Genomic DNA, 26,755 nt, shown 5'->3' on the forward strand with positions numbered 1-26,755 from the left:
ATGGCGATCGCCCATCACCTGCTGCTCTGCGCCACGCCCAGCAAGCCACTGTGTGGGGATCCCGCCGTGGGGGCCGCCAGCTGGGAGCGGCTCAAACAGCTGGTGCGGGAGCTGGACCTGGAAAATCCGGCCCGGGCCGGCGGAATCGTGCTGCGGGGCAAGGCCGATTGCCTGCGGATCTGCGGCGGCGGCCCGGTCCTGCTGGTCTGGCCGGAGGGAATCTGGTATGGGGGCGTGACGCCGGAGCGGATCGAGCGGATTGTGCGGGAGCACATCCTTGGCGGCACCCCGATCGAAGCCTGGATTCTCAGGCGCACGCCGTTTGACCAGGCTGCCGTTCCAGTTGCTGGCGCAGCCACTGGGCCGTGAGCTGGTCCGACCAGCTGCCACCGGGGGCGTGAAAACCGTTGTGACCGCCACCGGGGGTCAGCACAACCTCAAGCGCGTCTTCCCGGGCCTCGAACGCACGCCCTCCCTCCCGCCGGCCGGCCAGGGCGACGGCGGGGGCGGCCGGAACCCAGGGGTCATCGAGGGCGTGGATCAGCAGGCTCGGCGGCAGGGAAGGCGCAGACTCCAGCAGTCCGGGCAGCGGACTGGCCTGGGCGTAGTAGTCATCCACCGAGGCGAAGCCCCAGCGGGGCGCGGTGATCAAGGCGTCGAAGCCGCGGATGCTGCGCACCTGGGCCAGGGCACGCCGCTCGGCCGGGCCGAGAGCCTGGGGATCGGCAAGGGTCTGGCGCCGCAGGCTGCGCAGCAACCAGCGCTCATAAAGCCGGTTGCGGGGCCGGCCGATCGCCGCCGAGCACGCCGCCAGGTCGAGCGGACTGCTGATCGCGACCAGCCCATCCAGCATCCGTTCCCCCTGCTGGGCGGCTCGCACCCCGTTCAGGAACACGGTCCCGCCCAGGGAGAACCCAACCCCGAAGAGCGGCCGCCCATCCGCCAGCTGCCGGGCTCGCCGCAGGGCCGGGGCCAGGTCTCCGTTGCAGCGGGCCGCGTAGGTGCCGGGGGCCAGGGAGCGGCCGGCGCCGGCCCCCCGCAGATTCAGGCGCAGCACCGCAAAGCCCGCCGCCTGCAGGGCCAGGCCCAGGCGGCGCACCCCGGTGGCCTGGCTGGAGCCCCCCAGGCCATGAAGCAACACCACCAGGGCGTGGGGCTGAACGCCCGCGGGACGATCGAGCAAGGCCAGCAACTGTTCGCCCTTCCCGATCGGGATCCGATGGGCCACCCCCCGATCGGCGGGGAAGCGGGGTCCCTGCAAGGTGTCCCGCAGGGTCTGCAGATCGGCGCCCCACCAGGGGGGCCGGGGCCGAAAGGGCGGAACCTCAACCGCATCAGGCATGGGCAGCAGCCTGGGGTTGCCCCTGCAGCCACTCCGCCAGGCCGATCGGCGCCACATCCGGGCCGCTGGTGATCTCGATGATGCGGCCGGACGCAGCGGGAACCTGGAGGGCATCGAGGCAGACCCGGGCCACCAGGCGCCGCGGGATGCTGTTGCTCTCCTGCTGATCCGGGCCGCTGAAGCGAATGCCTTCGGCCTCGAGGTTCTGCTCCGTTTCCTTGAGCCCGCCGGGTCGCACCACCGTCCAGGCCAGGCCACTCTCCTGAAGCCAGCGCTCCCCCAGCCGCTTCCAGAGCAGGATCAGGCCGAACAGGTTGAGGGGATGGAAGAGGCGGCCGCTGCACAGGGAACTGACCAGCACCACCCGGCCCACCCCGGCGGCGCGGCAGGCGTCGATCTGGGAGCGCATCGCCAGGGCGTCCACCTGCAGAGGGCCGCTCAGGTCGATCGAAGGGCGCGCCCCGGTGGCGATCACCAGGACCTCCACCCCCTGCAAAGCCCGCTCCAGGGCTGGCTGGTCGCCAAGCTCAAGGCGGATCAGCTCGGCCCCCTCCAGGCCAGCCGGAACCAAGGAGCTGGGCCGCACGATCGCCCTGACCCGATAACCCCGTCCCAGGGCCTCCTGCACCACCCGCCAGCCGGTCTTTCCCGAGGCGCCGGTGACGGCCAGCATGCCTGGATTGGAAGGATCGGTCATGGAAGATCAGAAGACAGGGTCCAGTTCTCAGGGTTCACCGTCAAATCCATCTGCCTTGGATCAATCAGGTGTGTCAATCATGGCATCGGCCCGTAACTCCGCCGCGGATGGTCCGCCCTTCCTTCCCCTTCCTTCCCCTTCCTTCCTCCTGAGCAACTACTGCCGGCATCTCAGTCATGGGCATCTTGCCTTCGGATTTACAACTGAGCCGCCTTGCCCGATCTTGCCTAGGCCAACTCAGGCCCACGCATCCAACCTAATCTGTGGCACAGGCTGGCTCCTTGCTCACCTCAAGAAGCTTCTGGAGGCGCCGCTTGCGACGAGGCGTCAGGATCAATGATCCGTCTTCCGTGACAACGTGGTAACTGGCCAACGCCTGCAACCAACTCTGGGACTCCTCAGAACTTGGAGCGCCTGCAGCCTTGGTGCGCAGAAAGATCTCAACGGCCTGGGCAGGAAGATTGGTCCATGCATCGCCAATCCAAGGCTTCGGGCTTGTAACAAAGTGCAAGATTTTTGCAAAGCCAAGGCCGGGGTCGGAGAGAAAGTTGGCAGGGAGATAGAGGGGCGTCACGTTCCAGAGAGGGGAAAGAAAATGAATCGAACCAGCGAGAACGACATTCATGACATCCTGATCCTGGAGACGCAACGATAGGCCTTTGGCCAGAATTTTATCTCGCCCACGAATCAATTGATCAGCAATCGCCTCACGTCGCCAAACCTCCAGCGACAAGACGAGGACACCGGTATTGAAAACCTCGCCTCGGCGCGTTGAAACTCCTAACGCCCTCAGGTGGGGACGATAGAACAGGAAATAGGTTGATGGCTGACAGGCAGCGAATGGCATGTCGGGCGCTGCAGCAACGGCGACTCCTTCCGGGAGTTGGTCAATTAGCAGACGGAGGTCATCTTGAATGATGAGGTCCGTATCAAGGTAGATGACTCGATCAAGGCTGGATGGCAGGAGCTCTGCCAAGAGCCAACGTCCGTAGAACGCCGCAGCGTTGCCTTGGCAGCCCACGTTGTACGTTTGCAAGTGGGGGAAGCGGGAAGCGGATAGCTCGCCGAGCCAGTAGGTCACACAGGGCAGCCCGTGGCGCGCAGCCTCACTGGCCACGCGCGCTGGAAAGCCGCTGTCCGAGCCAAAGCAGACGAAGTGGACCGTTGGCGCCGGTGGGGCAGTGTGGCGCGCAATGGACCAGAACAGGGATGGGAGATGGGGCTCGACCGACGCGTCTGCACAGTGGCAGAGGTGCAGGTCAGGGACGGATGGCATAAATCGCTGATGCAGTGACGACGTTCGGAATGCAGTCGTTGATCCGTAGGCCATCGATTCGGCGTACAGGAGGCGGCAGCGTTATGCCGCGAAAAGCTATGAGGCGAGCCCGTGAACCCTCCAAGGAGGAACTACTTTAGGCGCATGACCACCAATCGAAGACGAACCTGGCGAAAGGCCTGATCAATTCGTTTGCAATTGATCGTACTCGATTCGAGGGAAGTTCAGGTGGGTCCTTGAATCACTTGCCCAGAACAGGACCGATGGTTGGCCGGGTTCCTCACACAATCGGGCGCCTGATTCAGGTCATTGATAAAAACCCTTGCGCAGGAATTCAACGGCCTCAGACAGTTGAATTGAGGGGCCAAGGCAAAGTCTGGGGGGAAAGGCTGCCCATGGCCCGGTTTCGGCCGCACAATGACGGCCTGGATCCCTGGCCATGGCCTCCCCCTCCTTCGACCTGGCCCCGCGCCGCTCACCGACGGGGGGAACGCCACTTGGGGGATCGCCGCCAGGCCCCAGGCCGCGTCAGTGGCAGCTGCGGCTGATCGAACTGCTGCGGCGCCGGCTGGAGCGAAGCGGAGCCGATGGCGAGGACGTGCTGATCCATGCCGGACCCGGAGCCGGCAAGACGCTCGGAGCCCTGCTCGCCTTCCAGCGCCTGCAGGGGGAAGGACGGCTCAGCCACCTGCTGGTGTTCTGCCACCGCAGCTCCATCGCCGCCCAGTGGCGCGCCGCCGCCAGCCAGCTCGGCCTCAACCTCGGCGATTGGCCCCTGGCCTCTGCCGATCCGGCCAGCGGCGCCGGACTGCTGCTCAGCTACCAGGGCGCGGCCCGCCAGATCGAGAGGCTCGAGCGGGAGCTGAGCTGGACCGCCAGCGCCCGGGTGCTGGCGGTGGCCGATGAGGTGCACCACCTCGGCATCGATCCGGAGGAACCGGAGGCCGCCGTCTGGGGCCAGGCCTTCCAGCTGCTCAGCCAGGGCTGTGTCCTGCGGCTCGGGCTGAGCGGCACCCCCTTCCGTGCCGACAACCTGGCCTTCCGCGCCGCCCGGCGCCACAGCCAATGGGAGCGGGGAGAACTGGTGGAGCGGATCGCCGCCGATCTCACCGTGGAGCCACGCCAGTTGATCGCGGCCGGGGATGTGCGCCCCCTGGAGTTCCGCTTCCAGGATGGCTGGGTCGACCACGGCCGCCTCGGCGACACCGAGCGCTCCGCACTCTCGGTGGAGCTGCGCGAGAGCTGGCGCGCCCGCAACCTGCGGCGGGCCATCCAGCCTGGCGATGCCAGCAGCATCGCCCTGCGGGTGCTGCTCCAGGCCCAGCGCCGCCTCGACAGGTTGCGCGCCACCGAGCACCCGGAGGCGGGCGGGCTGGTGATCGCCCGCGACATCGCCCATGCCAGGCGAATCACCGGCCTGCTCGAGGAGGAGGGGGATCGGGTCGTTCTGGTCCATTCCCAGGATCCCGAAGCGGCCACCCGCCTGCAGGCGTTCCGCCAGGGAGAAGCCAAGTGGCTGGTGAGCATCGACATGTGCGCCGAGGGGTTCGACGCCCCCCGCCTGCGGGTGGTGGCCTACCTGTCCACGGTGGTGACCCGCAGCCGCTTCCTCCAGGCCATCACCAGGGCGGTGCGGATGGAGGCCGGTCGCTGCGGCCTGGAGGGAATCCCGCGCCAGGCCTCCTACGTGTTCGCCCCCGCCGATCCGCGCCTGATCGCCTTTGCCCGCACCTGGTCGGTGGCGGAGCCCTACCAAATCCGGCCAGCGGCGATTCCCACGGACGCGGTCGCTGCTGGTGGCGCCAGTGGCGGCACCAGCCTTCCCCTCCAAGCCCTGGCCGAGGGTGTCGGCGAGGTCATCCGGCTGCGGGGGCCGGAGCTGCCGCGCTTCCTGAGCCGCCCTGCCTGATCCCCCTGGCAGCGGTCACACCATTGCCGTTGAAGAAAAAATGCGAAGTTGCGCGCAACAACCAGGCAGGTGATCGAGGCTGTCGCCAGCCTGATCCACCCTCGGGGCAGGACCATGGGCCAGGCGTCTCTCCATCGCGTGCTTGCGGCCCAGGTGAGCTGGGCGTCAGCTCGAATCGCCGCCCTCGACGGCCACGAACGCTACGAAGACAGCTTTGCGCTCACCGAGGAGTTCCGCGAGTGGATCCTCTGTGTGGACGACCATCCCGGTCGGCTCGAAGCCCTCCTGGCTCCCTTGCCTCCCTTGCGGCGACGAGCGGAGTGGCCCCCGGGCGAGCCACGCCAGCCGGAAGGATTCATCGAGTCCTGACCCTGAGGGCACACCCTGAAGGTCAGGCCCAGCCCAGACCCGCGCCCCGCTGGACAGCCACCCGCCGCCAGCGGCCTTGGTGCCCTAGGCTCAACTCATACTCACTCCGCTTAAGCCCGATGACGGTCGAGAATCCCACCGCTGACCAGCCGCCGGTGGAAAACCTGGTGATCGTCGGCTCCGGCCCGGCCGGATACACCGCTGCCATCTACGCCGCCCGCGCCAATCTCAGCCCCCTGCTGATCACCGGTTTCCAGGATGGCGGCATCCCCGGGGGTCAGCTGATGACCACCACCCATGTCGAGAACTATCCCGGCTTTCCCGATGGCATCCTCGGCCCCGACCTGATGGACCGGATGAAGGCCCAGGCGGAACGCTGGGGAACCCGGCTGGTGGAGGCCGATGCCGAGGCGATCGATCTGTCCCAGCGTCCCTACCGGGTGCGCGTCGAGGGCGAATGGGTACAGACCCAGGCCCTCATCCTGGCCACCGGCGCGAGCGCCAACCGGCTCGGCCTCCCCCAGGAGGAGAAGTTCTGGAGCCATGGCATCAGCGCCTGCGCCATCTGCGACGGGGCCACCCCCCAGTTCCGCAACGAGGAACTGGCCGTGGTGGGTGGGGGCGACTCCGCCTGCGAGGAGGCGGTGTACCTCACCAAGTACGGCAGCCACGTGCACCTGATCGTGCGGCGCGATTCCCTGCGGGCCAGCGCCGCCATGGCCGATCGGGTGCTGGCCAACCCCGCCATCACGGTGCACTGGAACCGGGCCCTGGTCGACGTCAGCGGTGACGACTGGCTCAGCAGCCTCACCCTGGGCGATCTCAACGGCGGCTCCAGCCTGGAGTTGCCGGTGCGCGGCCTCTTCTACGCGATCGGCCACACCCCCAACACCCGCCTGGTCCGTGACCAGCTGCAGGTGGATGCCAAGGGCTATCTGGTGACCACCCCCGGCCAGCCCGACACCAGCTGCGAAGGGGTGTTCGCCGCCGGCGATGTGGCCGATGCCCAGTGGCGCCAGGGGATCACCGCGGCGGGCAGCGGCTGCCAGGCCGCCCTGGCGGCGGAGCGCTGGCTGAGCCACCACGACCTGGCCGTGACCGTGACCCGCGCGGCGGTGGAGCCCGAGCCGGCCGGCGAACCGGTCGCCACGCTGGTGAGCGATGCCGAGAATTTCGATCCGGCTGCGCTCTGGCAGAAAGGCGGCTTTGCCCTGCGCAAGCTCTACCACGAGAGCGACAAGCCCCTGTTGGTGGTCTACACCTCGCCGAGCTGCGGCCCCTGCCACGTGCTCAAGCCCCAGCTCAAGCGTGTGCTGGGCGAACTGGGTGGCACCGCCCTCGGCGTCGAGATCGACATCGAGGCCGACCAGGAGATCGCCGTGCAAGCGGGAGTGAACGGCACCCCCACCGTGCAGCTGTTCTTCCACAAGCAACTGAAACAGCAATGGAAGGGCGTCAAGCAGCGCAGCGAATTCCGCAGCGCCATCGACACCCTCTTGCTGACACCGGTGCGTTGATCAGCGTCGCCGCGGGCCGCCGGGGCGGTTGCCGCCCGGGCGCGGGCCGGTGGTGCCCACGTTGCGCTCCCGGTAGGTGATGCGTCCCCGGGTGAGGTCGTAGGGGCTGATCTCAACGAGCACCTTGTCCCCGGCCAGCAGCTTGATGCGGAACTTGGTGAGCTTGCCGGCGGCGCGGCAGAGACACTGGTGACCGGAGGGCTGATCGAGGGTGACCAGGTAGAAGCCGTTGCCCTGTTCCTTCTCGATCACACCCGAGGTTTCGATCATGCGCGGCTGGTGCTCGATTCAGACAATCCCTTCACCATAAATTGGCGCCTCGCCACCTCAGCGGCGACTAGGGTCAGCGTCGGCCTGAACCAAAAGCATTTTGATCGCCCCCCCCCTGTCGTTGGACCTTGGCCTGCTGCTGATCTCCATCGGGGTGGTGAACCTCTGGAAAGCCCGCCAGAACGGCAGCGCCAGCTGACGCTGCCGGCCTCCCGCCCTGACCACCCTCCTGTTCCACAAGCCCTACGGCGTGCTCAGCCAGTTCACGGCCGAACCAGCCAGCCGCTGGAGCAGCCTCGCCGGTTTCATCGCCATCCCCGGGGTCTACGCCGCCGGCCGCCTCGACGCCGATAGTGAAGGGCTGTTGCTGCTCACCAGCAACGGCGCCCTGCAGCAGCGACTCACCGATCCCCGCCGGGGCCACTGGCGCCGCTACTGGGTGCAGGTGGAGGGGACTCCCAGAGCCAGCAGCCTGGAGGCCCTCCGCTCCGGGTTGATCGTGCAAGGGAAGCGAACCCTGCCGGCCCGGGCCGCCATCCTGAGGGATCCACCCCAGACACCACGGGATCCGCCGGTTCGCCACCGTCTCACGGTTCCGACCAGCTGGTTGCAGCTGGAGCTATGCGAAGGACGGAACCGCCAGGTGCGCCGCATGACGGCGGCGGTGGGCCTGCCCACCCTGCGGCTGATCCGCAGCGCCATCGACCTGATGGACGGGGAACCGGCCCTCAGCCTCAGCGGGTTGGAGCCGGGTCAGTGGCGCCTGCCGAGCGAGCGGGAAAGCAAACGGCTGCAAGCGCTGTTGCGCCGATCAGAATCCCATTCCCCGGGCCCTGGCGGGTAGGGAGGCTTGGCCAGGGGTCAGCCGATCACCTTCTGCAGCTCCCGCGCCGTCTGGAGTTGGCCGTAGTAGTAGTTGGCGCGGGAGCGCCGATCGGCATCCTCCAGGGAATCGAAGGCATCGAAGCCCACGGTGAGCCAGAGTTCATGGCCGCAGATGCGGTTCAGCTCCGCCACCGCCTCCTGCTCGAGGTTGGCGAGCCGGCGCTGCAGGTTCTTGATCTGGGCAATGGACATGGCAGGGCTGGGCAGGGAAGGATCGGAACTCGGCGGGGACGTCGCCCGGCGAACGCACGGGGCGAGAGCCATAGTACATCTGAACTGATCAGAAGGGGAGCTTCTTCTTGACGTCCTTGGCCAGGTCCACGTCCATCTCCCGCAACCGCTTGAGGATCGTGCCGAAGTACTCCTTCAGGTAGTCCTCCAGGTGGGTCGTGGCCGCCGGGTCGAGATCGAAGGCCGCGTAGCTCTCCTGCATCGGCGCCTCCAGGCTGACGCCGCCGCCCGTCACCTCGGCGAAGGCCAGACGCTCGGCCACGTTCACACCCGGCTCGAAGAAGGAGGCGAAGGCCTGCATCATCCGAATCAGGACCGGCCGCACCCGGAACACCCGGGCCGGCTTGCCGCTGTACTTCTCACAGAGCTGGGTGAGCTCGCCGGTGTTCCATGCCTTGGGTCCAACCACGGGATAGGCGTGCTGGATCGTGGCCGGGTGATCCAGGGCCGCCACCGCAAAGCGGGCCACGTCCTGGGTGTTCATGTAGGCGATGGGGGTCGGCGTGCCACTCACCCACACCGTCTGGCTCTCCAGCACCGGCATGGCGAACTGGCCGATCACCCCCTGCATGAAGGCCACGCAGCGCAGGATCGTGTAGTCGAGGCCCGAGCCGATCAGGGCCTGCTCGGTGCAGTACTTGATGTCCATCAGCGGCACGTTGCGGTGCTTCTCGGCGTCGAGCAGGGAAACAAAGACAAAGCGCTGGACGCCCGCCTGCAGGCAGGCCTGGATCAGGTTGAGCTTGCCGGTCCAGTCGATCGTGTAGATGCTTTCGCTGTCGGTCGCCCGAGCCGTGGCCGCATCGATCACCGCATCCTGGCCCTCCAGGGCATAGAGGAGGCTGTCCGGTTCGAGCAGGTTGCCCCGGGTGAGCTCGCAGCCCCATTCCTGCAGAAACGCGGCCTTGCGGGGTGAACGAACCATGCAGCGCACCTGGTGCCCCTGATCGAGGGCGCGGCGGGCGATCTGGCGACCGAGGGTTCCCGTGGCGCCAACGACCAGAACCTGCATGAACCACCGGCATGGAGGGGGAGCCTAGGGCTGCGGCCGGGGGCGACGCGGGCGCTGCTCAGTCTTTCTGGAGCTTGAGCAGAACCGCGCCGCCGACCAGGCCCACCGGAATCAACACCCAGAAGATCGCTGCGATGCCGAAGATTTCAGAGGCCATGACAGGTGGCGGCAAGAGCTACCCATTGTGCGCCCCCGCCACCTCCAGCACCACGGCCAAGGGGGCCTCCGTGCGCAGCTGGCCCGGCATCACGCCGCTGACGGCGGCAGACCAGCCCGCCGCCCGCAGCGCTTCCACCAGAGCAGCCATCCCCGGGGGGCCACGCCCCAGCCTCCGGCCGATCTCCGCCGTGGGCCAGCTGCGGGCCGGTAGGCCCCCATCCGCCGCCAGGGCGGCGTGGAGCCGCGCCGCTGCCCGGCAGAGGCTGGGGTCCTCAGCCGGGACGGCCATCGCCACCAGGGTGGGGCCGTGCTGCAGGGGCCCGATCCAGAGCGGTCCGCTCACCGCCAGGGGCCGATCCGGGCCGCAACAGCCCGCCCAACTGCGCAGGTTCACCAACGGCTGCACCTGTTGATCACCGCAGCGGTGGCAGTAGGCCACCATCCCCAGCTGGTTCTCCTCCCCGGGCTCAAGGCGACGCCGCAGGCGCACCGCCGTCCGGAAGGTGCGCCCCTCGCTGAAGCTGAACAGGGGCTCCACCCCCCGGCCCATGGCCCAGGCCGTCCGGGCGATCACGCCCAGCTGCAGCCGCAGGGCCAGCTCCCAGCTGGCCGGATGGGCCCGGGCCGCCGCCCCCAGCAGCCGGATCGCCGCCGGCCGGTCATGGCCGGTGGGGGAGCGACCGTCGGTGCTGGCCAGGTAGAGCACGCCGCCGAAGCCGACGGCCTCCAGGGCCAGGGGCAGGAGGGCGGTGGGGCAACCGAAGGCATCGAGGTCGACCAGCTCGAACCGCTCCTCCCTAATCAGACAATCGGCCAGCAACTTCTGGGCGGTGAGGCAGGTCACCCGCAACGGCACCACCGGCCGCAGCCGCAGGGGGGCGAGGTTGGCCTGCAGCAGGGGCAAGCGGTCGGGATCGGCGTCGTTGGCCCAGACGGATGCGGCTGCCGCCTCCTGGCCATAGCGCAGGGCGCGGATGCCGCAACCGGCCATCAGATCCAGCACCCGCAGCGGGCCCCGGCTCGCCAGGTGGCGCGCCAGCAGCACACCCAGGTCCCGGGCCGGCCGCGAGGCGGCCTGGAAGAAGCCAGCCCCGAGGCGCAGTCGCGCTGATGCTTCGCAATAGTGAGTGGAGTCCTGCGTGGGTTCTGCTCCCTTGGTGACGACCCTGCTCCAGCCTGTCGCAACGATGGGCGCCGATTGGGGCCGTCAGGCGATCTGGCACTGGCGGGGCCTGGCCTGCCACTGGCGGGTGCTGGGGGATCCTGGCCACCCGCCCCTGCTGCTGCTGCACGGCTTCGCCTGTGGTTCCGGCCACTGGCGCCACACGGCCGGGCCCCTGGCAGCGGCCGGTTGGTGCGTATACGGACTGGATCTGATCGGCTTCGGCGGCTCAGCCCAACCTGCACTCAGGCTCGACAACCGGATCTGGGCCCGCCAGGCCCGGGCTTTCCTGGAAGAGGTGGTCCAGGCTCCCGCCGTCCTGGTGGGCCATTCGCTCGGCAGCCTGGTGGCCCTCAGCTGCGCCACCTTCTTCCCGGGCTGGGTGCGGGCCGTGGCGGCCGCCACCCTGCCCGATCCCACACTGTTGATCACCCTGCCGCGGCGGCGCGCCCCCTGGCGGCGGCGCCTGAAACGGCTGGTGGTGACCCTGCTCTGCCGGCTGTTGCCCCTGGAGCTGCTGGTGCCGCTGATCGCCCGCACCCCACTGCTGGATCTGGGCCTTCAATCGGCCTACAACCGGCCGGTGATCGGGGATCGGGAGCTGCATCAGCTGATCGCCAGACCAGCCCGGCGTCCCACCGCCGCCTGGGCCTTGCGGGGCATGAGCATCGGCATGGCCCTTCGGCCGCGGGCTGCCACCGCCGCGGCGCTGCTGGATCGCATGGGCCAACCCCTGCTGGTGCTCTGGGGCGGGGCCGACCGGCTGGTGCCGATCGAGGTGTCGCGGCAGCTGGCAAGGCACAAGCCCGATCTGGAACTGGTGGTGCTCGATGGCATCGGCCATTGCCCCCAGGATGAGGCCGCCGGCCCATTTGTTGGGCTGCTGCTCGACTGGCTGAGCCGCCTCCCGGCCCCGGCCCCAACCGGGCCGCGGCCACCCCTGAAGGCGGCCACGTAATTTGGGTGCTGGCGAGCGCTGCGGGCATGAAGCACACCCTTTCGGTGCTGGTCGAAGACGAATCCGGTGCCCTCAGCCGGATCTCCGGGCTGTTCGCAAGGCGCGGCTTCAACATCGAGAGCCTGGCGGTCGGCCCGGCCGAGCGCCAGGGGGTCTCACGGCTGACGATGGTGGTCGAAGGCGACGCCTCCACCCTTCAGCAGATGACCAAGCAGCTCAACAAGCTGGTCAATGTGCTGAATGTGATCGACCTCACCACGATTCCGGCGGTGGAGCGGGAGTTGATGCTGTTGAAAGTGGCGGCGCCACCGGAGCGGCGCTCGGAAATCCTCGACCTGGTCCAGGTGTTCCGCGCCAATGTGGTGGATGTGGCCGACAACGCCCTGATCCTCGAAGTGGTGGGGGACCCCGGCAAGCTCGTGGCGATCGAGCAGATCCTCGAGGCCTACGGCATCCTGGAGATCGTTCGCACGGGCCGGGTTGCCCTGGAGCGGGCTTCCGGGGTGAACACGGCCTTCCTGAAGGTCACCGCCTCCGACAAGCGGGTGCCGGCCTGAAGCTCCGCCAATGGTTTGCCCTTGAACTCAGGGTTTGCCCTTGATCAGGGTGCCGCCCTCCACCAAGGTGGCCGTGATCAGCCGGTCGCCCTGCCGGATCTGATCCACCACCTCCATGCCTTTCACCACCCGGCCGAACACCGCATAGCGGCCGTCCAGCTCCACCAGCGGCCGCAGGGCGAAATAGAACTGGGCGCTGGCGGAATTGGGGTCGGCCGAGCGGGCCATCGCAATCGCGCCCCGTTCGTGGAGCAGCTTCAACTTGCCGAGCTGGGTGGGATCGAGCAACTCCTGGCCATAGCGGGGGTCAGCCTCCCCCTTCAGCCCGATTTCCAGGGGGATGGTGCGTGGCTGGCCCGTGGCTGTGTCGATGAAGCCGCCACTTCCATAGAGGCTGGATGACACCTTCGGATCGGCGCTCTGGGGATCGCCACCCTGAACAACGAAGGGGGAAGGCTCCCGCACCACCCGGTGGAACACCGTGTTGTTGTAGGTGCCGCGGCGCACCAGATCGACGAAGTTGCCGGCGGTCAGCGGGGCCGCCTCTCCGATCAGGGACACCTGAATCTCGCCACGGCTGGTCTTGAGGGCCACCAGGGCCCTGCCGCTCAGGCACGGGGTGGTGGCGGTGGCACAGCCGACACCGGCCTTGCCTGGATCGGCAGCGCAGGCGGTGAGGCCAACCGGCGCGAACAGCAACAGCGCCAGCAGGAGGACGCGGGTGAGGGGAACGGCCATGCCGATCAAACGCCCTCCAGGGGAACCTTGAGGAAGCGGGCCAGCTCGGCGCCGCTCTGCTCCAGCTGGGCCAGGGGCAGGGGCTCACCCACCCGGGTCAGCGGCAGATCGCGGCGCCCCTGAAGACGCAGGGCCAGGCGTCGGCGGGGATTGAGCCCGTCGCGCACGTCCACCTTCACCGCCTGGATGTCCCGCAGGGGGATGTCGATGGAAATCCGTTGGCGAAAGCCCCGGCGGCTGATCGTGGCGGTGCCCGTGGCCTGGTCGAAGCGGTTGCTGCCCGAGCCCAGGTCGATGGCGATCACTCCCCACAGATAGGAGGCCAAAAGCAGGGCCGCCAGGCCGTAGGCCCCCATCACCAGCCCCTGGGGAACCCAGGCGAGGGCGGCGGGGTGACCGATCGGCAGCAGGTCGATGCCCAGGCGGCTGGAAAGGCTGGTGAGCAGGAAGCCTGCGCCACCGGCGCTCACCGCCGCCGCCACCACCAGGTTCGACGGTCGCCGGGATCCCAGCACGGGTTGATCGAGCAGCTGGGAGGTGTTGCCGGCCGGGGGCCGGGGCGGCGAGGCGGCCGAGGAAGGGACCGAAGCCATGGCGGGCATGGGGGAGCGATGTTCTGCCATCTTCGCCTTCCCACCGCGAGGCCGTGCTCGGGGGCGTTGCAACCCCGCAGCGGTGAATGGGAAGAAATGCTTAAAGCCCAGCCATGGGAAGCCATGTCAGGCCGTTGCGACCAGTCCCGGCCTCCCCTCGAACGTTGTTACGATCGCCGGGTCTTACATCAAGCAGCGGGTTCTCCACCTGCCTATGCACCCATGACGATTGCCCTAGGGCGCGCGCCGGCGACACGGGGATGGTTCGATGTCCTCGACGACTGGCTCAAGCGCGACCGGTTTGTTTTTGTCGGCTGGTCCGGCCTGTTGCTGTTCCCCACCGCTTACCTGGCGTTGGGCGGCTGGCTGACCGGCACCACCTTCGCCACCTCCTGGTACACCCACGGCATCGCCAGCAGCTACCTGGAGGGCTGCAACTTCCTCACCGCCGCCGTCAGCACCCCCGCTGATGCGATGGGCCACAGCCTGCTGCTGCTCTGGGGCCCGGAAGCCCAGGGTGACTTCGTGCGCTGGGTGCAACTGGGCGGTCTCTGGCCGTTCGTGGCCTTGCACGGTGCCTTCTCCTTGATCGGCTTCATGCTGCGCCAGTTCGAGATCGCCCGGCTGGTGGGAATCCGCCCTTACAACGCGATCGCCTTCTCCGGGCCGATCGCCGTGTTCGTGAGCGTGTTCCTGATCTATCCGCTGGGCCAGAGCAGCTGGTTCTTCGCTCCCAGCTTCGGTGTGGCGGCGATCTTCCGCTTCCTGCTGTTCCTGCAGGGCTTCCACAACTGGACGCTGAACCCCTTCCACATGATGGGGGTGGCCGGCATCCTGGGCGGTGCGCTGCTGTGCGCCATCCACGGCGCCACGGTGGAGAACACCCTGTTCGAGGATTCCGAGCAGGCGAACACCTTCAAGGCGTTCGAGCCCACCCAGGAGGAGGAAACCTATTCGATGGTCACAGCCAACCGCTTCTGGAGCCAGATCTTCGGGATCGCCTTCTCCAACAAGCGCTGGCTGCACTTCTTCATGCTGTTCGTGCCGGTGATGGGTCTGTGGACCAGCAGCATCGGCATCATCGGCCTGGCGCTGAACCTGCGGGCCTACGACTTCGTGAGCCAGGAGATCCGCGCCGCCGAGGACCCCGAGTTCGAGACCTTCTACACGAAGAACATTCTTCTCAATGAAGGTCTGCGTGCCTGGATGGCACCGGCCGACCAGCCCCATGAAAACTTCGTCTTCCCTGAGGAGGTCCTGCCCCGTGGTAACGCTCTCTAGTCCCTCCCTTGTCGCCGTCGGCGGCAAGGACCTCGACTCCACCGGATATGCCTGGTGGGCCGGTAATGCCCGCCTGATCAATCTCTCCGGCCGTCTGCTCGGGGCCCACGTGGCCCACGCCGGCCTGATGGTCTTCTGGGCCGGCGCGATGATGCTGTTTGAAGTGAGTCACTTCAGCTTCGACAAGCCCATGTACGAACAGGGCCTGATCCTGTTCCCCCACGTGGCCACCCTGGGCTATGGCGTCGGCCCCGGTGGTGAGGTCACCAGCCTCTACCCCTTCTTCGTGGTGGGGGTGTTGCACCTGATCAGCTCGGCTGTGCTCGGCCTGGGCGGCCTGTATCACGCCTTGCGCGGCCCGGAGATTCTGGAGAACTACTCCTCCTTCTTCTCCCAGGACTGGCGTGACAAGAACCAGATGACCAACATCATCGGCTACCACCTCATCTTGCTCGGTGTCGGTGCCCTGCTGCTGGTGTTCAAGGCGATGTTCTTCGGCGGTGTGTACGACACCTGGGCGCCTGGCGGTGGCGACGTGCGGATGATCACCAATCCCACCTTGAGCCCGGCCGTGATCTTCGGCTACCTCACCGCCGCACCCTTCGGAGGCGAGGGCTGGATCATCGGGGTGAACTCGATGGAGGACATCATCGGTGGCCACATCTGGATCGGCCTGATCTGCATCTTTGGTGGCATCTGGCACGTGATCACCAAGCCGTTCGGCTGGGTGCGACGCGCCTTCATCTGGAACGGTGAGGCCTACCTGAGCTACAGCCTGGGGGCCCTGAGCCTGATGAGCTTCATCGCCTCCACCTACATCTGGTTCAACAACACCGCCTACCCCTCTGAGTTCTACGGGCCCACCAACGCCGAATCCTCCCAGGCTCAGAGTTTCACCTTCCTGGTGCGTGACCAGCGCCTCGGCGCCAACATCGGATCGGCCATGGGCCCCACCGGCCTGGGCAAATACCTGATGCGTTCACCCACCGGTGAGATCATCTTTGGCGGAGAAACCATGCGCTTCTGGGACTTCCGCGGCCCCTGGCTCGAGCCCCTGCGTGGTCCCAATGGCCTCAGCCTCGACAAGCTCCAAAATGACATTCAGCCCTGGCAAGTGCGCCGGGCCGCTGAATACATGACCCATGCCCCGAACGCGTCGCTCAATTCCGTGGGCGGCATCATCACCGAACCCAACTCGGTGAACTTCGTGAACGTGCGTCAGTGGCTTTCGGCCACCCAGTTTGTTCTGGCCTTCTTCTTCCTGGTGGGTCACCTGTGGCATGCGGGACGGGCCCGCGCCGCGGCCGCCGGTTTCGAGAAGGGCATCGACCGCAAGGCCGAACCAACCCTGGCGATGCCCGATCTCGACTGAGTCGTGCCTCGAATTGATTCCTCTGAGGATCGATCCAACCCCCGGCCCTGCGGGGGTTTTTTCATGGTCAACGCCACGGGGTTGGCCTGATCACTCCAGCAGCCAACGGCGCACCAGCGGAAGGCTCAGTCCGATCACATTGCTGAAACAACCCTCAATCCGCTCCACCATCAAACCGCCGCGGCCCTCAAGGGCAAAGCCGCCGGCACAGAGCAAGGGCTCACCACTGGCGACATAGGCCTCGATCTCCACCTCTGTCAAGGCGGCGAACAGCACCCGGGTGGTCACCGTGGCAAGCAGGGGTGCCGCCAGGGGGTTCTCCCCCCTGAGCAGGCAATGGCCGGTGTGGAGCTCCCCCCAACGGCCCGCCATCCGTCGCCAGCGCCGGCTCGCCTGAGCAGCATCGCCGGGCTTGCCGAACACCTCCCCCTCGAACTCCAGCACCGAATCGCAACCCAACACCGGGTGCCCGGGCCGCCCGCCAGGGGCTGCGGCCCCGAGGGCAACCACGGCCGCCGCCTTCGCCTCGGCGAGCCGCTGCACCAGCTGGCGGGGGTCGCGGCAGGCCGCCGCAGCGGCGATCGCCTCCTCATCGACGCCGCTCACCTGGACGCGGTGGGGAATAGCCGCTTGCTGGAGCAGGCGTCGGCGTGCCGGTGAAGCGGAGGCGAGCAGGAGGGGCTGCATCAGAATGGCCTCTCGAGTGGTTGAACGGTGGCTCCCATCCTGCGTCGCGTCCGCTCCTGACCGTCCGGGAGAATCAGAACCATGGACCTGGAGACCCCCCCCAACGACGGCCGTTCGTTCAGCCGGGCCGCCAGCGCCCTGCGCTGCCTGCCGTTCCGACGGGCCTTCTACGCCCTGGTGCAAGGGGAGGCGATCAGCAGCGAGGCCCTCTGCGACCGCCCCGACTGGCGCAGCTTCTGCTTTCTGTCGATGGGTCCACAGCGGGTCGAAGACCACTTCATCTGGCTGATCCGGCTCGGGGTGCTGCGCCGTGAGGTGGACGGCCAGGGGCTGACCGATCGGGTTCGGCTGACACCGATGGGGCGCCAGTTGCTCGCCGGCTTCCCCGAGGAAATCCCCCGGGCCGGCCTGGCCGAGCGGATCCACCAGAATCTGCGCCGCCACCGGCCCCGTCTGTGAACAGCGGCCAGCCAACGCACCCTGGGGCGCTGATGGTGCTCGGCACCAGCAGTGGCGCCGGCAAATCCCTGATGACCGCGGCCCTCTGTCGGGTGCTGCGGCGACGGGGCGAGGTCCCGCTGCCCTTCAAGGGCCAGAACATGAGCCTGAACGCCTGGGTGGATGCGGCCGGCGGCGAGATGGCCTACAGCCAGGCCCTTCAGTCCTGGGCGGCGGGGCTGGAGCCGGAAGTGGCGATGAACCCGGTGCTGCTCAAGCCCCAGGGCGACAACACCAGCGAGGTGATCCACCTGGGGCGTTCGGTGGGCATCGCCCGCGCCGAGCACTACTACCGCGACTGGTTCCGGCCGGGCTGGGCGGCGATCCGCACAGGATTGAGCAGCCTCAGGACCTCCCATCCCAGCGGACGGCTGGTGCTGGAGGGGGCCGGCAGCCCGGTGGAGGTGAACCTGCAGGCCCGCGATCTCACCAACCTGCGCCTCGCCCAGTTCCTGCGGGCCCGCTGCCTGCTGGTGGCCGACATCGAGCGCGGCGGGGTGTTCGCCCAGATCGTGGGCACCCTGGCCCTGCTGCGGCCGGTGGAGCGGCCCCTGATCAAAGGGATCCTGATTAACCGCTTCCGCGGCCGGCGAGAGCTCTTCGATGAAGGCCGCCTCTGGCTGGAGCGGCAGACGGGGATTCCGGTGCTGGGGGTGATGCCCTGGCTCGATGAGCTGTTTCCCCCCGAGGATTCGCTCGATCTGCTGGAGCGGCGCGCCCGCAAACCCGACGCGGAGCTGGAGATCGCCGTGGTGCGCCTGCCGTCGATCAGCAACTTCTCCGATTTCGATCCGCTCGAAGCGGAACCCAGCGTTCGGCTGCGCTGGATCAGGCCGGGCGAGCCCCTTGGACAACCGGCCGCCGTGATTCTGCCGGGCAGCAAGCAGACCCTCCGGGACCTGTCGGCGCTGCAGGCCAGCCCGCTGGCCGACGCATTGCGGCATCACGTCGAAGGGGGAGGCCATCTGTTCGGAATCTGTGGCGGCCTGCAGATGCTGGGGCAGAGGCTGCACGACCCAGAGCGCCTGGAAGGAAGCGGTGCGGACGCTGCCGTGGAGAAAGGGCTGGGCTATCTGCCCTTGGACACCCGCTTCGGCGGCGCGAAAGCCTTGCGCCAACGACGCAGCAGGGCCCTTTGGCCTGGCATCGCCGCCGCCGAACTGGCCGGCTTCGAGCTCCACCGGGGGGTAAGCAACTGCACCGATCCCCAGGCCTGCCACCCGCTGGCGGAAGCAGATGGCCTGGGCTGGTGGCGAAGCGGCCGGTGCGAGATGGAGGGAACGGAACCGTGCGGAAGCGTGGCAGGCACCTATCTGCATGGAGTGTTCGACAATGGCCCCTGGCGCCGAGGCTGGCTCAATCACCTGCGTGCCGGCCTGGGCCTGGCCCCCCTCAACGAGCTGGTACCCGATCACGCCAATCACCGCGAGCAGCTACTGGATCGCCTCGCTGATGCGTTCGAGGCCCATGTGAACCTGCTGCCCCTGTTGGGCCGAGATTAGGCTGCATCGAACCGGCAGCTCCGGGTGTCAGGCATTGCCCCAGACCGCTTTTTTCAATGGCGCGAGCATCAGCCTGCAGCCTTCCAGTCAGGCCCAGCGCACCCCGGCCGTGACAACCCGATCAACTTCAGCCAAACCAGGATCGGGTCGTGCTCAGCAAAACCACCTTTCCGGCATTGAAAACGCTGGGGGAGCAGGCTTGACTGATCGTTCTGATCTTGCCTTGGTGAGCAGCGATGCCGCCGCGCTGCTGGGCCCCTCCTCCTTCGAGCTGGTGGCCTGAACGGCATGGGGCAGGAGGTGCTCATACAGTGGCCCAACGGCCAGACCAGCCGGGTGGATACCGGTGTGGCCTGGCTGGAGGCCGCCCGCAGAGCCGATCAGGCCATCCCCACCGGCTGCCTGGGGGGAAGTTGTGGGGCCTGTGAAATCGAGGTGAACGGCCAGGTGGTGCGCGCCTGCATCAGCGCCGTGCCGCCGGCGCGCAGCGGTCAGCTGCAAGTGGATTTAGCCAGTGATCCCTACTGGTGAAGCACGTCGCCCTGGCTTCAGGCTGCGGCCTGCGGCAGCTCCCCTTCCACCAGGAACGACTCCCGGGGAAAGCGATGCACCGTCCCATCGTCATGGCACAGAAAAGAGGCGTGATCACCCGTTGACCTCCGTTGACCTCGCAGGTGAACTCCACTGGATCGAAGGGTGTAGAGCCCAGGGGCCATGGAAAACTCGCGAGCGGATCCTCGCTGGATCAACCCTGCTGGATCAGCCCACCCCCCAGCAGCAGGTCACTGGCGTAGAACACCGCCGCCTGCCCCGGTGCAATCGAGAACTGTTCCTCTTCGAACTCCAGCCGGCCGCGAAAGGGCCGCTCTGCGGCCTGATCAGCGGCCGTTGCCGGCAGGGGTGTGAGCAGGGCCCGCACGGGCCCACTGCGATAGCGCACCTGCACCTCCAGGTCCAGAGGCTCGGTGGGGGGATCGATCGACACCCAGTTGATCGCTCCCACAACGCAGCTGGAGCGGGCGGCTTCGGCGCGGGGGGCCACCACCACCCGGTTCAGGGCGGCGTCAAGCCGCACCACATGCAACGGCTCGCGCCAGGCAACCCCGAGCCCCTTGCGCTGGCCGATCGTGAAGTGCTCAAGGCCGTCATGATGGCCGATCACCGTCCCGTCCGCCAGCACGATCTCCCCCTGCCGAGGGGGCAGGTAGGCATCCAGAAAGGCCTTCATCGAGCCGTGGTGATCGGCCAGGCAAAGGTCCTGGCTTTCCGGCTTGTGGGCCGTGCGCAGCCCCTGCCGCTCCGCCTCGAGGCGGGTGTCCGCCTTGGTGATTTCCCCGAGCGGAAACACCAGCCGCCCCAGCACATCCTGGGGCAGGTCGTAGAGGAAGTAGCTCTGGTCCTTGCTGGCATCGAGGCCCCGCAAGAGCTGGGTGCGGCCGTTGGGGCTCTGCTCTGCCGAGCGCAACCGGGCGTAGTGACCGGTGGCCACGCGCGCGATGCCTCGTTCCGCCTTGGCCCAATCGAGCATCGGGGTGAACTTCACCTCCCGGTTGCAGCGGGAGCAGGGCAGGGGGGTGACGCCGCCGGCGTAGCCCTCCACCAGGAAATCGACGATCTGCTCCTGGAAGTGTGCGCGGGAATCCACCACGTGGTGGGGAACCGCCAACTGCTCGCAAAGGCCGGCCGCATCCACCAGCCCCTCGGCGCAGCAGCTGCCCTTGCCGCTCATCAGCCAGAGGGTGATCCCCTCCACCTGCCAGCCGGCTTCCACCAGAAGGGCAGCGCTGAGGGAACTGTCGACGCCGCCGGAGAGGCCCACGGCCACCCGATGCTCGCCCGGCCAGGCGCGCAACCGCTCGATCGCCGCGGCCGTGGCGGGAGGGGCGGGGGCGGAGACGGAACGGGTCACAGCGGAGGGCCTCGACGCGGAAACGAAGCGGCCTGCGACAGAACTCCCATCATGGAACCAGCCCGCGCCGCCCTTGCCGTGCCCCCCTGGCCCGCCCGTGATGCCGCCCACCTTCTGGTGCACTCCGACCAGATGGCGGCCCTTGAGGCGGAGCTGTTCGCCAGCGGGCTGCCCATCGAGGCCCTGATGGAGAAGGCTGCCCTGCAGATCAGCCGGCGGCTGCTCGCCGAGCCGGCCCTGCTGGCTGGGGGGGTGGTGGTGCTGGTGGGACCCGGTCACAACGGCGGCGATGGGCTGGTGGTGGCCCGGGAGCTGCACCTGGCCGGCATCGACGTGACGCTCTGGTGCCCCTTCGAGCGCCGCAAACCGCTCACGGACGCCCACTGGCGCCACGCCCTCTGGCTGGGCCTGGCGTGGAGCACCACCAGCCCGGATCCAACCGACCCCCGCCTCTGGATCGATGCCCTGTTCGGCATCGGCCAGCACCGCCCCCCCGGGGAGGCGATCGAGCGCCTGCTGGCAGCCCGCCAGCTGGAGCGGCCCGGCCACCTGGTGGCGATCGATGCGCCCACCGGCCTCTGCGCCGACAGCGGTCGGGTGCTGGGGGGCGCTGCCGCCTGCGCCAGCCGCACCTTCTGCCTGGGGCTGCGCAAGCAGGGGCTGGTGCAGGACAGCGCCCTGGCCTGGGTGGGGGAGCTGGAGCGTCTCGACCTGGGACTGCCGGCCGCCCGGCTCAACGCCCTGCCGGCGGACCAGCCCCTGGGCCTGACGGCGGCGGATCTGGCTTCCGCCCCCTGGCCCAAGCCCCCCCCGGCGGCGGCGAAGTACGGGCGGGGCCGTTTGCTGGTGGTGGCCGGCAGCAACGCCTATCGCGGCGCTGCCCTGCTCAGCCTGCTGGGGGCAAGCGCCAGCGGTTGCGGCAGCCTGCGGGCCGCCGTGCCGCTCCCGGTGGCTGAAGGCCTCTGGGCCGTGCAACCCCACGTGGTGGCGCACCGTGCCCTGGCCAGCACAGGCTCCGGGGGCCTCTGCCTGGCGGCTCTGGGGGAAGCGGGCGCCCTGGATCGCCTCGACGCGGTGCTGCTCGGCCCGGGCATCGGCGGCGCCAACGTCGGCGATGGTGAGGATGCAGCCGATCAATCCCTGGCCTGGCAGGCGCTGCAGGCGTTTGGTGGCCTGCTGGTAGTCGATGCCGATGGACTCAACCGCCTGGCCGCCGGCGCGGCGGGCAGGCCTGGCGAGGCCTGGCTGCGGGGGCGCCGGGGTGCCACCTGGCTGACGCCCCATGCCGGCGAGTTCGCCCGGCTCTTCCCTGACCTGGCGGGGGAGCCGCCGCTGGAAGCCGCCGCCGCCGCCGCCGCCCGCTCTGGTGCCACCGTGCTGCTCAAGGGGGCCCGCAGTGTGGTGGCCGCGGCCAATGGCCGCCGCTGGCAGCTGCTGGAGGCCGCCGCCCCGGCCGCCCGCGCCGGGCTGGGGGATGTGCTGGCAGGCTATGCCGCAGGCCGTGGAGCCACCGGTGGTATCGAACCGGAGTGTGGCCAGGATGGGGAGCTGCTGGCGGCCGCCGCCCTGGAGCATGCCCAGGCCGGCCTGCAGTGCTGCCGGATGTTCGGCGCCGGCGCCGCCACGCCCCAGGCGATCGCCGCCCGGCTGTCCCGGCAACTGTTCTGTTTTGCAAGCAAGGCCGTGAAAGGTTGTTGAAAACACACCCCACCAGGCCAATTGCCTGGAGATTGGCAAAACTTTTCGGGTTTTCATGGCTGTCGCCAGTCTTCAGTCCCGGGACAGCGGCCGCAGGCGCAGGACGGATTCAATCCATTGGTACCTGACCTCGATCGGCCGCGAGCCGCTGCTCACCCCGGCTGAGGAAATCGAACTCGGCAACCAGGTCCAGACGATGATGCGCCTGCTGGAGGGCGACGAACCGGCCGAAGCCCCCGGCAAGCACAACCAGGTGATGCGGGTCGGCCGCCGGGCCAAGCAGCGCATGATCAAAGCCAACCTCCGGCTGGTGGTCAGCGTGGCCAAGAAGTACCAGGGCAAAGGGCTTGAGCTGCTCGACCTCGTCCAGGAGGGTTCCCTGGGGCTCGAGCGGGCTGTCGAGAAGTTCGACCCCACCCGGGGTTACAAGTTCTCCACCTATGCCTTCTGGTGGATCCGCCAGAGCATGACCCGGGGGATCGCCTGCCAGTCGCGCACGATCCGGCTGCCCGTCCACCTCGGTGAGCGATTGAACGCCGTTCGCCGCGTCAGCCTGGAGCTGGCCCAGAAGCTCGGGGCGATGCCCAGCCGCCTGGAGATCGCCGAGGCGATGGCGATTCCGATCGAGGAGCTCGACGGGCTGTTACGCCAATCTCTCACCACCTCCAGCCTGGATGCTCCCGTGAATGGCCAGGACGGCCGCAGCGCCCTGGGTGATCTGATCGCCTGCCCAGCCAGCCAGGAGCCCCTCGAGCTGATGCAACAGGCGATGGACCACGACCAGCTGCAGCAGTGGCTCGGCCAGCTCTCGGCCCAGGAGCGCCAGGTGCTTGACCTGCGCTTCGGCATCAACGGAGCCCAGCGCAGCACCCTGGCCGAGATCGGTCGGTTGATGGACGTGTCCCGTGAGCGGGTGCGGCAGGTGGAATTGAAGGCTCTGCAGAAACTGCGCAGCCTGTCCGAGTTGTGCTCAGTGGGCCCCTGAGAGGTCAGTGCTCGGCTTATCAGTCTTCTGCCCAGATGAAACGGGTGAGTTCGGTGGGATCGGGCTCGGGGGCCGCCAGGGCAAAGCTCACTGAATCGGCCACCTCGGCATCGATCTCGGTTTCAATCGCCTTGAGTTCCTCGGCGCTGGCCAACCCGGCGCCGATCAGCTGGGCCGCCAGGGCCTTGATCGGATCCCGCTGGGCCCAGAAGGCCTTCTCCGCTTCGCTGCGCAGTTCGTCGGGATCGGCCAGGGAGTGGCCGCGGAACCGATAGGTGAGGCACTCCAGCACCGTGGGGCCATCACCAGCCCGGGCCCGCTCGATCGCCCGCTGGGCGGCGGCGCGCACCGCCAGCACGTCCATGCCGTCGACTTCCTCCCCCGCCATGCCGAAGGCGGCAGCCTTGCGCCAGATCTCCGGCTCGCTGGTGGCCCGTTCGTGGGCCATGCCGATCGCCCACTTGTTGTTCTCCACCACGAACAGGATCGGCAGCTTCCAGAGCGCCGCCATGTTCAGGCATTCGAAGAACTGGCCGTTGTTGCAGGTGCCGTCGCCGAAGAAGGCCGCCGTGACGGAATCGCTGCTGGCATCACCGAGGGCGTCGCGCTTGTAGCGGCTGGTGAAGGCGGCGCCGAGGGCCACCGGAATCCCCTCGCCGATGAAGGCGTAGCCGCCCAGGAGGTGGTGCTCCCTGGAGAAAAGGTGCATCGAGCCGCCGCGACCCTTGCTGCAACCGGTGGCCTTGCCGAACAGCTCGCTCATCACCTCCCGGGCGGGCACGCCGGCACTGAGGGCGTGCACGTGATCGCGGTAGGTGCTGCAGAACCAGTCGTGCTGGGCCTTCATGGCCTTGATCACGCCGGTGGCCACCGCTTCCTGGCCGTTGTAGAGATGCACGAAGCCAAACATCTTGCCCCGGTAGTACATCTCGGCGCATTTGTCTTCGAAGCGCCGGCCCAGGGTCATGTCGCGGTAGAGCATCAGGCCCTCCTCACGGCTCACCGTGAGCGGAGCGGCCGTGAAGGCCGCCAGCCGTTGGGCGTGGCTGCCGGCGGCCTCGGCAGCCATCGTTTCCGGGGGGAGCTTGAGCGCGAACTCCTGGGTCATGACTGGAGTGGCCTGGACTTCAGGGGCCGACTGTACGGGGTCCAACCATCGGAAGGAGTCAAAACCGATGCTGCTGCCTACACTCACCTCCAACATCACCCGAGACGGGACTGGGAGTCGCTGCGGTTGGAACTTCCGATCGACCACTACCGCCTGCTCGGGGTCAGCCCCTCCTCCGATGGCCAGAACGTGCTGCGCACCCTGCAGCAACGGCTGGACAATCCCCCCGGCCAGGGCTTCAGCCACGAGGCGCTCCAGGCCAGGGCCGAGCTGCTGCGGGCCAGTGCCGACCTGCTCAGCGACGAGGAACGGCGGAACGCCTACGAGGCCGATCTGATCGCCTTCGAGGGCAGTGGCGGCGCCGGGGCGCCGGGCCTGGATGTGCCCATCTCCAAGGAGGTGGGAGGCTTGCTGTTGCTGATGGAGGCCGGCCAGCCCCTGGACGCGTTCGAAACCGCTCGCCACAGCCTCCAACCCCCCCAGACCCCGGCCCTGGGCAGCAGCCGTGAAGCCGATCTCACCCTGCTGGTGGGGCTCACCTGCCTCCATGCCGCCACCGATCTGCGGCGGGAGCGGCATTTCGAGGCCGCCGCTTCCCTGCTGCTGCAGGGCAGACAACTGCTGCAGCGCATGGGCCAGGCGCCGGAGCAACGCCGCCAGCTCGACCACGAGCTCGACAACCTCCTGCCCTTCCGGGTGCTGGACCTGCTCAGCCGTGACCTCACTGCCACCGCGGAACGGCAGGAGGGCCTCCGCTGGCTCGAGGTGCTGGTCAAGAAGCGCGGCGGCCTGGAGGGGGACGGGGATCCGGAGCTGCCCCGCCAGGAGTTCCAGGCTTTCTTCAAGCAGATTCGCCAGTTCCTCACCGTGCAGGAGCAGGTGGATCTCTTTGGCCGCTGGGCGAAGGAAGGCTCCGCCACGGCGGAATTCCTGGCCAGCTACGCCCTCACCGCCTCCGGCTTCGCCCAGCGCAAGCCGGAGCGGATCGCCGCGGCCCATCAGCGGCTGACCCACAGCGGCCATCCCGGCGTCGGCCCCTACCTGGCCTGCCAGCACCTGCTGCTCGGCCAGATCGAAGCGGCCCAGGCCACCTTCTTGAGCACGGCCGACCAGGACCTGCGCCGCTGGGCCGAGCAGCAAAGCGACGATCCCCTCGCCCAGCTCTGCGCCTACTGCCGGGATTGGCTGTCGCGGGAGGTTCTGCCGGGCTACCGCGACATCGAAACCGATGCCGACCTGGATGCCTACTTCGCCGATCGCGACATTCAGTCCTATGTGGAGGGGCAGGATCGATCCCCTGGCACGACCGACTGGCCAGGCCCCCTGGGACCGGCGCCCGGGGCCCAGGGGGATTCGCCCGATCCGCTTGGCCTGGATCCAGCACCGAAATCACCGCAACCGAAGGCGAGGCCAGCGACCCAACGCCGTCCTGGGCGCAAGTCCGGCTGGCTGATCCCGTCGGCCCTCGGCCTCGCTGGCGCCGCTGTGGCCGGGGGCGCCTGGTTTGCCTTCAGGCCGCTCAACCAGCCCCCTGCGCCCCCCAAGGCCACCGCTTCCCTCAAGCCCGCAGCAGCGCAGCCTGCCAAGCCCCCTTCCGCGCCACCAGCGGCGGTGATCCCCGCCACCGGCCCCCTCCGGGCGATCGACCCCAGCGAGGCCGAAATCAAGGGCCTGCTGGAGGCCTGGTTGAAGGCCAAAGCGCAGGTGCTGGCCGGCCAGTCCCCCGGCCGGCCGCTGGCTGAGCTGGCCCGCCCGGCCCTGGTGGACGGCCTGCAGGCCGAGGCACGCCGGAACGCCAGCCGGCGGGAGCAGCAGAGGGTGAAGGCCGAGGTGGAGCAGCTCGCGGTGATCAGCAGCAGCCCGAAACGGATTGAAACCACCTCCAAGCTGCTCTACAGCGAGCAGACCACCAACGCAGCCGGCACGGTGGTGAGCCGCACCGCTCCGATCGAGCTGAGCAACAGTTACGTGTTCGCCCGGGACGACGGCATCTGGCGGCTGGCGGCCTGGCGCCCCCGCCGTTGAGGGCCCTCGGAGCGG

29 protein-coding genes are annotated in these 26,755 nt (G+C 68.3%); 16 read left to right on the plus strand and 13 right to left on the minus strand.

The window, feature by feature from the left end:
• Entirely contained in the window at positions 1 to 369 is a 369-nt protein-coding gene (locus KBY66_RS11020; RefSeq protein ID WP_255089517.1) for a (2Fe-2S) ferredoxin domain-containing protein, read from the plus strand.
• Here KBY66_RS11020 and KBY66_RS11025 read toward each other — a convergent pair.
• The 3 genes from KBY66_RS11025 to KBY66_RS11035 form a co-directional block, all read right to left on the minus strand.
• On the minus strand, positions 308 to 1,342 hold the full coding sequence (locus KBY66_RS11025; RefSeq protein WP_255089519.1) for a YheT family hydrolase: 1,035 nt from the start codon (positions 1,340 to 1,342) through the stop codon (positions 308 to 310). The genes KBY66_RS11020 and KBY66_RS11025 overlap by 62 nt on opposite strands.
• A complete protein-coding gene (locus KBY66_RS11030; RefSeq protein ID WP_255089521.1) occupies positions 1,335 to 2,039 on the minus strand; it encodes an SDR family oxidoreductase in 705 nt (234 codons plus the stop codon). The genes KBY66_RS11025 and KBY66_RS11030 overlap by 8 nt, the downstream gene beginning before the upstream one ends.
• Positions 2,040 to 2,295: 256 nt before the next feature.
• On the minus strand, positions 2,296 to 3,120 hold the full coding sequence (locus KBY66_RS11035) for a glycosyltransferase (protein ID WP_255089523.1): 825 nt from the start codon (positions 3,118 to 3,120) through the stop codon (positions 2,296 to 2,298).
• Between the two features lie 634 nt (positions 3,121 to 3,754).
• Here KBY66_RS11035 and KBY66_RS11040 point away from each other — a divergent pair.
• From KBY66_RS11040 to trxB, 3 genes are all read left to right on the plus strand, one after another.
• Positions 3,755 to 5,224, plus strand: coding sequence for a DEAD/DEAH box helicase (locus tag KBY66_RS11040; RefSeq protein ID WP_255089525.1), 1,470 nt, complete (start codon positions 3,755 to 3,757; stop codon positions 5,222 to 5,224).
• 114 nt (positions 5,225 to 5,338) lie between these two features.
• Positions 5,339 to 5,593: a hypothetical protein gene (locus KBY66_RS11045; protein WP_255089529.1), complete on the plus strand. Its 255-nt coding sequence runs from the start codon at positions 5,339 to 5,341 to the stop codon at positions 5,591 to 5,593.
• A 119-nt stretch (positions 5,594 to 5,712) separates the two neighbouring features.
• Complete coding sequence (trxB, locus tag KBY66_RS11050; RefSeq protein ID WP_255089530.1) at positions 5,713 to 7,110, plus strand: thioredoxin-disulfide reductase; 1,398 nt, start codon at positions 5,713 to 5,715, stop codon at positions 7,108 to 7,110.
• Here the strand turns inward: trxB and infA are convergent, their stop codons facing one another.
• Positions 7,111 to 7,380, minus strand: a complete 270-nt coding sequence (infA, locus tag KBY66_RS11055) for a translation initiation factor IF-1 (RefSeq protein WP_255089532.1) — start codon at positions 7,378 to 7,380, stop codon at positions 7,111 to 7,113.
• A 250-nt stretch (positions 7,381 to 7,630) separates the two neighbouring features.
• Between infA and KBY66_RS11060 the strand changes: the two genes are divergently transcribed.
• The gene (locus KBY66_RS11060; protein WP_255089533.1) at positions 7,631 to 8,224 is read left to right on the plus strand and encodes a pseudouridine synthase; all 594 of its coding nucleotides are present in this window, start codon (positions 7,631 to 7,633) and stop codon (positions 8,222 to 8,224) included.
• Positions 8,225 to 8,241: 17 nt separating this feature from the next.
• Here the strand turns inward: KBY66_RS11060 and KBY66_RS11065 are convergent, their stop codons facing one another.
• The 4 genes from KBY66_RS11065 to KBY66_RS11080 form a co-directional block, all read right to left on the minus strand.
• Entirely contained in the window at positions 8,242 to 8,457 is a 216-nt protein-coding gene (locus KBY66_RS11065) for a hypothetical protein (protein ID WP_255089534.1), read from the minus strand.
• Positions 8,458 to 8,545: 88 nt separating this feature from the next.
• Entirely contained in the window at positions 8,546 to 9,508 is a 963-nt protein-coding gene (locus tag KBY66_RS11070; protein ID WP_255089535.1) for an NAD(P)H-binding protein, read from the minus strand.
• Positions 9,509 to 9,566: 58 nt separating this feature from the next.
• Complete coding sequence (gene petM / locus KBY66_RS11075; RefSeq protein ID WP_071801415.1) at positions 9,567 to 9,665, minus strand: cytochrome b6-f complex subunit PetM; 99 nt, start codon at positions 9,663 to 9,665, stop codon at positions 9,567 to 9,569.
• An 18-nt stretch (positions 9,666 to 9,683) separates the two neighbouring features.
• Positions 9,684 to 10,769 carry a N2,N2-dimethylguanosine tRNA methyltransferase gene (locus KBY66_RS11080; RefSeq protein WP_255089591.1) on the minus strand — a complete coding sequence of 362 codons (1,086 nt, stop codon included), beginning with the start codon at positions 10,767 to 10,769 and terminating at the stop codon, positions 9,684 to 9,686.
• Positions 10,770 to 10,824: 55 nt separating this feature from the next.
• Between KBY66_RS11080 and KBY66_RS11085 the strand changes: the two genes are divergently transcribed.
• Positions 10,825 to 11,787, plus strand: a complete 963-nt coding sequence (locus tag KBY66_RS11085; RefSeq protein WP_399225336.1) for an alpha/beta fold hydrolase — start codon at positions 10,825 to 10,827, stop codon at positions 11,785 to 11,787.
• A 26-nt stretch (positions 11,788 to 11,813) separates the two neighbouring features.
• Positions 11,814 to 12,344, plus strand: coding sequence for an acetolactate synthase small subunit (gene ilvN, locus KBY66_RS11090; protein ID WP_255089542.1), 531 nt, complete (start codon positions 11,814 to 11,816; stop codon positions 12,342 to 12,344).
• Between the two features lie 27 nt (positions 12,345 to 12,371).
• Here ilvN and KBY66_RS11095 read toward each other — a convergent pair whose 3' ends face one another.
• Both KBY66_RS11095 and KBY66_RS11100 read right to left on the minus strand, forming a co-directional pair.
• Positions 12,372 to 13,082, minus strand: coding sequence for a peptidylprolyl isomerase (locus KBY66_RS11095; RefSeq protein ID WP_255089543.1), 711 nt, complete (start codon positions 13,080 to 13,082; stop codon positions 12,372 to 12,374).
• Between the two features lie 5 nt (positions 13,083 to 13,087).
• The gene (locus KBY66_RS11100; RefSeq protein WP_255089544.1) at positions 13,088 to 13,675 is read right to left on the minus strand and encodes a photosystem I assembly protein Ycf4; all 588 of its coding nucleotides are present in this window, start codon (positions 13,673 to 13,675) and stop codon (positions 13,088 to 13,090) included.
• A gap of 222 nt (positions 13,676 to 13,897) precedes the next feature.
• Between KBY66_RS11100 and psbD the strand changes: the two genes are divergently transcribed.
• Both psbD and psbC read left to right on the plus strand, forming a co-directional pair.
• Positions 13,898 to 14,956, plus strand: coding sequence for a photosystem II D2 protein (photosystem q(a) protein) (gene psbD, locus KBY66_RS11105; RefSeq protein ID WP_255088745.1), 1,059 nt, complete (start codon positions 13,898 to 13,900; stop codon positions 14,954 to 14,956).
• Positions 14,940 to 16,328 carry a photosystem II reaction center protein CP43 gene (psbC, locus tag KBY66_RS11110; protein WP_255089546.1) on the plus strand — a complete coding sequence of 463 codons (1,389 nt, stop codon included), beginning with the start codon at positions 14,940 to 14,942 and terminating at the stop codon, positions 16,326 to 16,328. Before psbD ends, psbC begins: the two co-directional genes overlap by 17 nt.
• Before the next feature lie 90 nt (positions 16,329 to 16,418).
• Here psbC and KBY66_RS11115 read toward each other — a convergent pair whose 3' ends face one another.
• The gene (locus KBY66_RS11115; protein ID WP_255089548.1) at positions 16,419 to 17,015 is read right to left on the minus strand and encodes a nucleoside triphosphate pyrophosphatase; all 597 of its coding nucleotides are present in this window, start codon (positions 17,013 to 17,015) and stop codon (positions 16,419 to 16,421) included.
• A gap of 81 nt (positions 17,016 to 17,096) precedes the next feature.
• On the opposite strand from KBY66_RS11115, the gene KBY66_RS11120 reads away from it, so the two are divergent.
• From KBY66_RS11120 to KBY66_RS11135, 4 genes are read left to right on the plus strand one after another with little or no spacing between them, the layout of a single operon-like run.
• The gene (locus tag KBY66_RS11120) at positions 17,097 to 17,474 is read left to right on the plus strand and encodes an Npun_F0494 family protein (RefSeq protein WP_255089553.1); all 378 of its coding nucleotides are present in this window, start codon (positions 17,097 to 17,099) and stop codon (positions 17,472 to 17,474) included.
• A 32-nt stretch (positions 17,475 to 17,506) separates the two neighbouring features.
• Positions 17,507 to 19,015 (plus strand): cobyric acid synthase, encoded by a 1,509-nt coding sequence (locus KBY66_RS11125; RefSeq protein ID WP_255089554.1) that lies wholly within the window; start codon positions 17,507 to 17,509, stop codon positions 19,013 to 19,015.
• A 34-nt stretch (positions 19,016 to 19,049) separates the two neighbouring features.
• Positions 19,050 to 19,298, plus strand: coding sequence for a hypothetical protein (locus KBY66_RS11130; RefSeq protein ID WP_255089556.1), 249 nt, complete (start codon positions 19,050 to 19,052; stop codon positions 19,296 to 19,298).
• Between the two features lie 5 nt (positions 19,299 to 19,303).
• On the plus strand, positions 19,304 to 19,546 hold the full coding sequence (locus KBY66_RS11135; RefSeq protein WP_255089557.1) for a 2Fe-2S iron-sulfur cluster-binding protein: 243 nt from the start codon (positions 19,304 to 19,306) through the stop codon (positions 19,544 to 19,546).
• A gap of 214 nt (positions 19,547 to 19,760) precedes the next feature.
• Here KBY66_RS11135 and mnmA read toward each other — a convergent pair whose 3' ends face one another.
• Positions 19,761 to 20,924 (minus strand): tRNA 2-thiouridine(34) synthase MnmA, encoded by a 1,164-nt coding sequence (gene mnmA / locus KBY66_RS11140; protein WP_255089558.1) that lies wholly within the window; start codon positions 20,922 to 20,924, stop codon positions 19,761 to 19,763.
• 51 nt (positions 20,925 to 20,975) lie between these two features.
• Between mnmA and KBY66_RS11145 the strand changes: the two genes are divergently transcribed.
• Positions 20,976 to 22,622 carry an NAD(P)H-hydrate epimerase gene (locus KBY66_RS11145; protein WP_255089560.1) on the plus strand — a complete coding sequence of 549 codons (1,647 nt, stop codon included), beginning with the start codon at positions 20,976 to 20,978 and terminating at the stop codon, positions 22,620 to 22,622.
• 55 nt (positions 22,623 to 22,677) lie between these two features.
• Positions 22,678 to 23,607 (plus strand): sigma-70 family RNA polymerase sigma factor, encoded by a 930-nt coding sequence (locus KBY66_RS11150; RefSeq protein WP_255089561.1) that lies wholly within the window; start codon positions 22,678 to 22,680, stop codon positions 23,605 to 23,607.
• Positions 23,608 to 23,626: 19 nt separating this feature from the next.
• Here the strand turns inward: KBY66_RS11150 and pdhA are convergent, their stop codons facing one another.
• On the minus strand, positions 23,627 to 24,715 hold the full coding sequence (gene pdhA, locus KBY66_RS11155; RefSeq protein WP_255089562.1) for a pyruvate dehydrogenase (acetyl-transferring) E1 component subunit alpha: 1,089 nt from the start codon (positions 24,713 to 24,715) through the stop codon (positions 23,627 to 23,629).
• Positions 24,716 to 24,841: 126 nt separating this feature from the next.
• Here pdhA and KBY66_RS11160 point away from each other — a divergent pair, with 126 nt between their 5' ends.
• Entirely contained in the window at positions 24,842 to 26,740 is a 1,899-nt protein-coding gene (locus tag KBY66_RS11160) for an IMS domain-containing protein (RefSeq protein ID WP_255089563.1), read from the plus strand.
• Positions 26,741 to 26,755 lie beyond the last annotated feature (15 nt).

This window comes from Synechococcus sp. Tobar12-5m-g (genome assembly GCF_024345415.1).
In the GTDB taxonomy this organism is placed as follows: Bacteria; Cyanobacteriota; Cyanobacteriia; order PCC-6307; family Cyanobiaceae; genus Regnicoccus.

Coding starts and splice junctions, on each gene's coding strand:
- KBY66_RS11070 (WP_255089535.1), bottom strand. CDS start 9,508: ATGCAGGTTCTGGTCGTTGGCGCCACGGGAACCCTCGGTCGCCAGATC.
- KBY66_RS11120 (WP_255089553.1), top strand. CDS start 17,097: ATGGACCTGGAGACCCCCCCCAACGACGGCCGTTCGTTCAGCCGGGCC.
- KBY66_RS11115 (WP_255089548.1), bottom strand. CDS start 17,015: ATGCAGCCCCTCCTGCTCGCCTCCGCTTCACCGGCACGCCGACGCCTG.
- infA (WP_255089532.1), bottom strand. CDS start 7,380: ATGATCGAAACCTCGGGTGTGATCGAGAAGGAACAGGGCAACGGCTTC.
- KBY66_RS11145 (WP_255089560.1), top strand. CDS start 20,976: ATGGAACCAGCCCGCGCCGCCCTTGCCGTGCCCCCCTGGCCCGCCCGT.
- KBY66_RS11040 (WP_255089525.1), top strand. CDS start 3,755: ATGGCCTCCCCCTCCTTCGACCTGGCCCCGCGCCGCTCACCGACGGGG.
- pdhA (WP_255089562.1), bottom strand. CDS start 24,715: ATGACCCAGGAGTTCGCGCTCAAGCTCCCCCCGGAAACGATGGCTGCC.
- psbD (WP_255088745.1), top strand. CDS start 13,898: ATGACGATTGCCCTAGGGCGCGCGCCGGCGACACGGGGATGGTTCGAT.
- trxB (WP_255089530.1), top strand. CDS start 5,713: ATGACGGTCGAGAATCCCACCGCTGACCAGCCGCCGGTGGAAAACCTG.
- KBY66_RS11135 (WP_255089557.1), top strand. CDS start 19,304: ATGGGGCAGGAGGTGCTCATACAGTGGCCCAACGGCCAGACCAGCCGG.
- KBY66_RS11095 (WP_255089543.1), bottom strand. CDS start 13,082: ATGGCCGTTCCCCTCACCCGCGTCCTCCTGCTGGCGCTGTTGCTGTTC.
- KBY66_RS11030 (WP_255089521.1), bottom strand. CDS start 2,039: ATGACCGATCCTTCCAATCCAGGCATGCTGGCCGTCACCGGCGCCTCG.
- KBY66_RS11125 (WP_255089554.1), top strand. CDS start 17,507: ATGGTGCTCGGCACCAGCAGTGGCGCCGGCAAATCCCTGATGACCGCG.
- KBY66_RS11020 (WP_255089517.1), top strand. CDS start 1: ATGGCGATCGCCCATCACCTGCTGCTCTGCGCCACGCCCAGCAAGCCA.
- KBY66_RS11065 (WP_255089534.1), bottom strand. CDS start 8,457: ATGTCCATTGCCCAGATCAAGAACCTGCAGCGCCGGCTCGCCAACCTC.
- KBY66_RS11025 (WP_255089519.1), bottom strand. CDS start 1,342: ATGCCTGATGCGGTTGAGGTTCCGCCCTTTCGGCCCCGGCCCCCCTGG.
- KBY66_RS11100 (WP_255089544.1), bottom strand. CDS start 13,675: ATGGCTTCGGTCCCTTCCTCGGCCGCCTCGCCGCCCCGGCCCCCGGCC.
- ilvN (WP_255089542.1), top strand. CDS start 11,814: ATGAAGCACACCCTTTCGGTGCTGGTCGAAGACGAATCCGGTGCCCTC.
- KBY66_RS11150 (WP_255089561.1), top strand. CDS start 22,678: ATGGCTGTCGCCAGTCTTCAGTCCCGGGACAGCGGCCGCAGGCGCAGG.
- KBY66_RS11045 (WP_255089529.1), top strand. CDS start 5,339: ATGGGCCAGGCGTCTCTCCATCGCGTGCTTGCGGCCCAGGTGAGCTGG.
- petM (WP_071801415.1), bottom strand. CDS start 9,665: ATGGCCTCTGAAATCTTCGGCATCGCAGCGATCTTCTGGGTGTTGATT.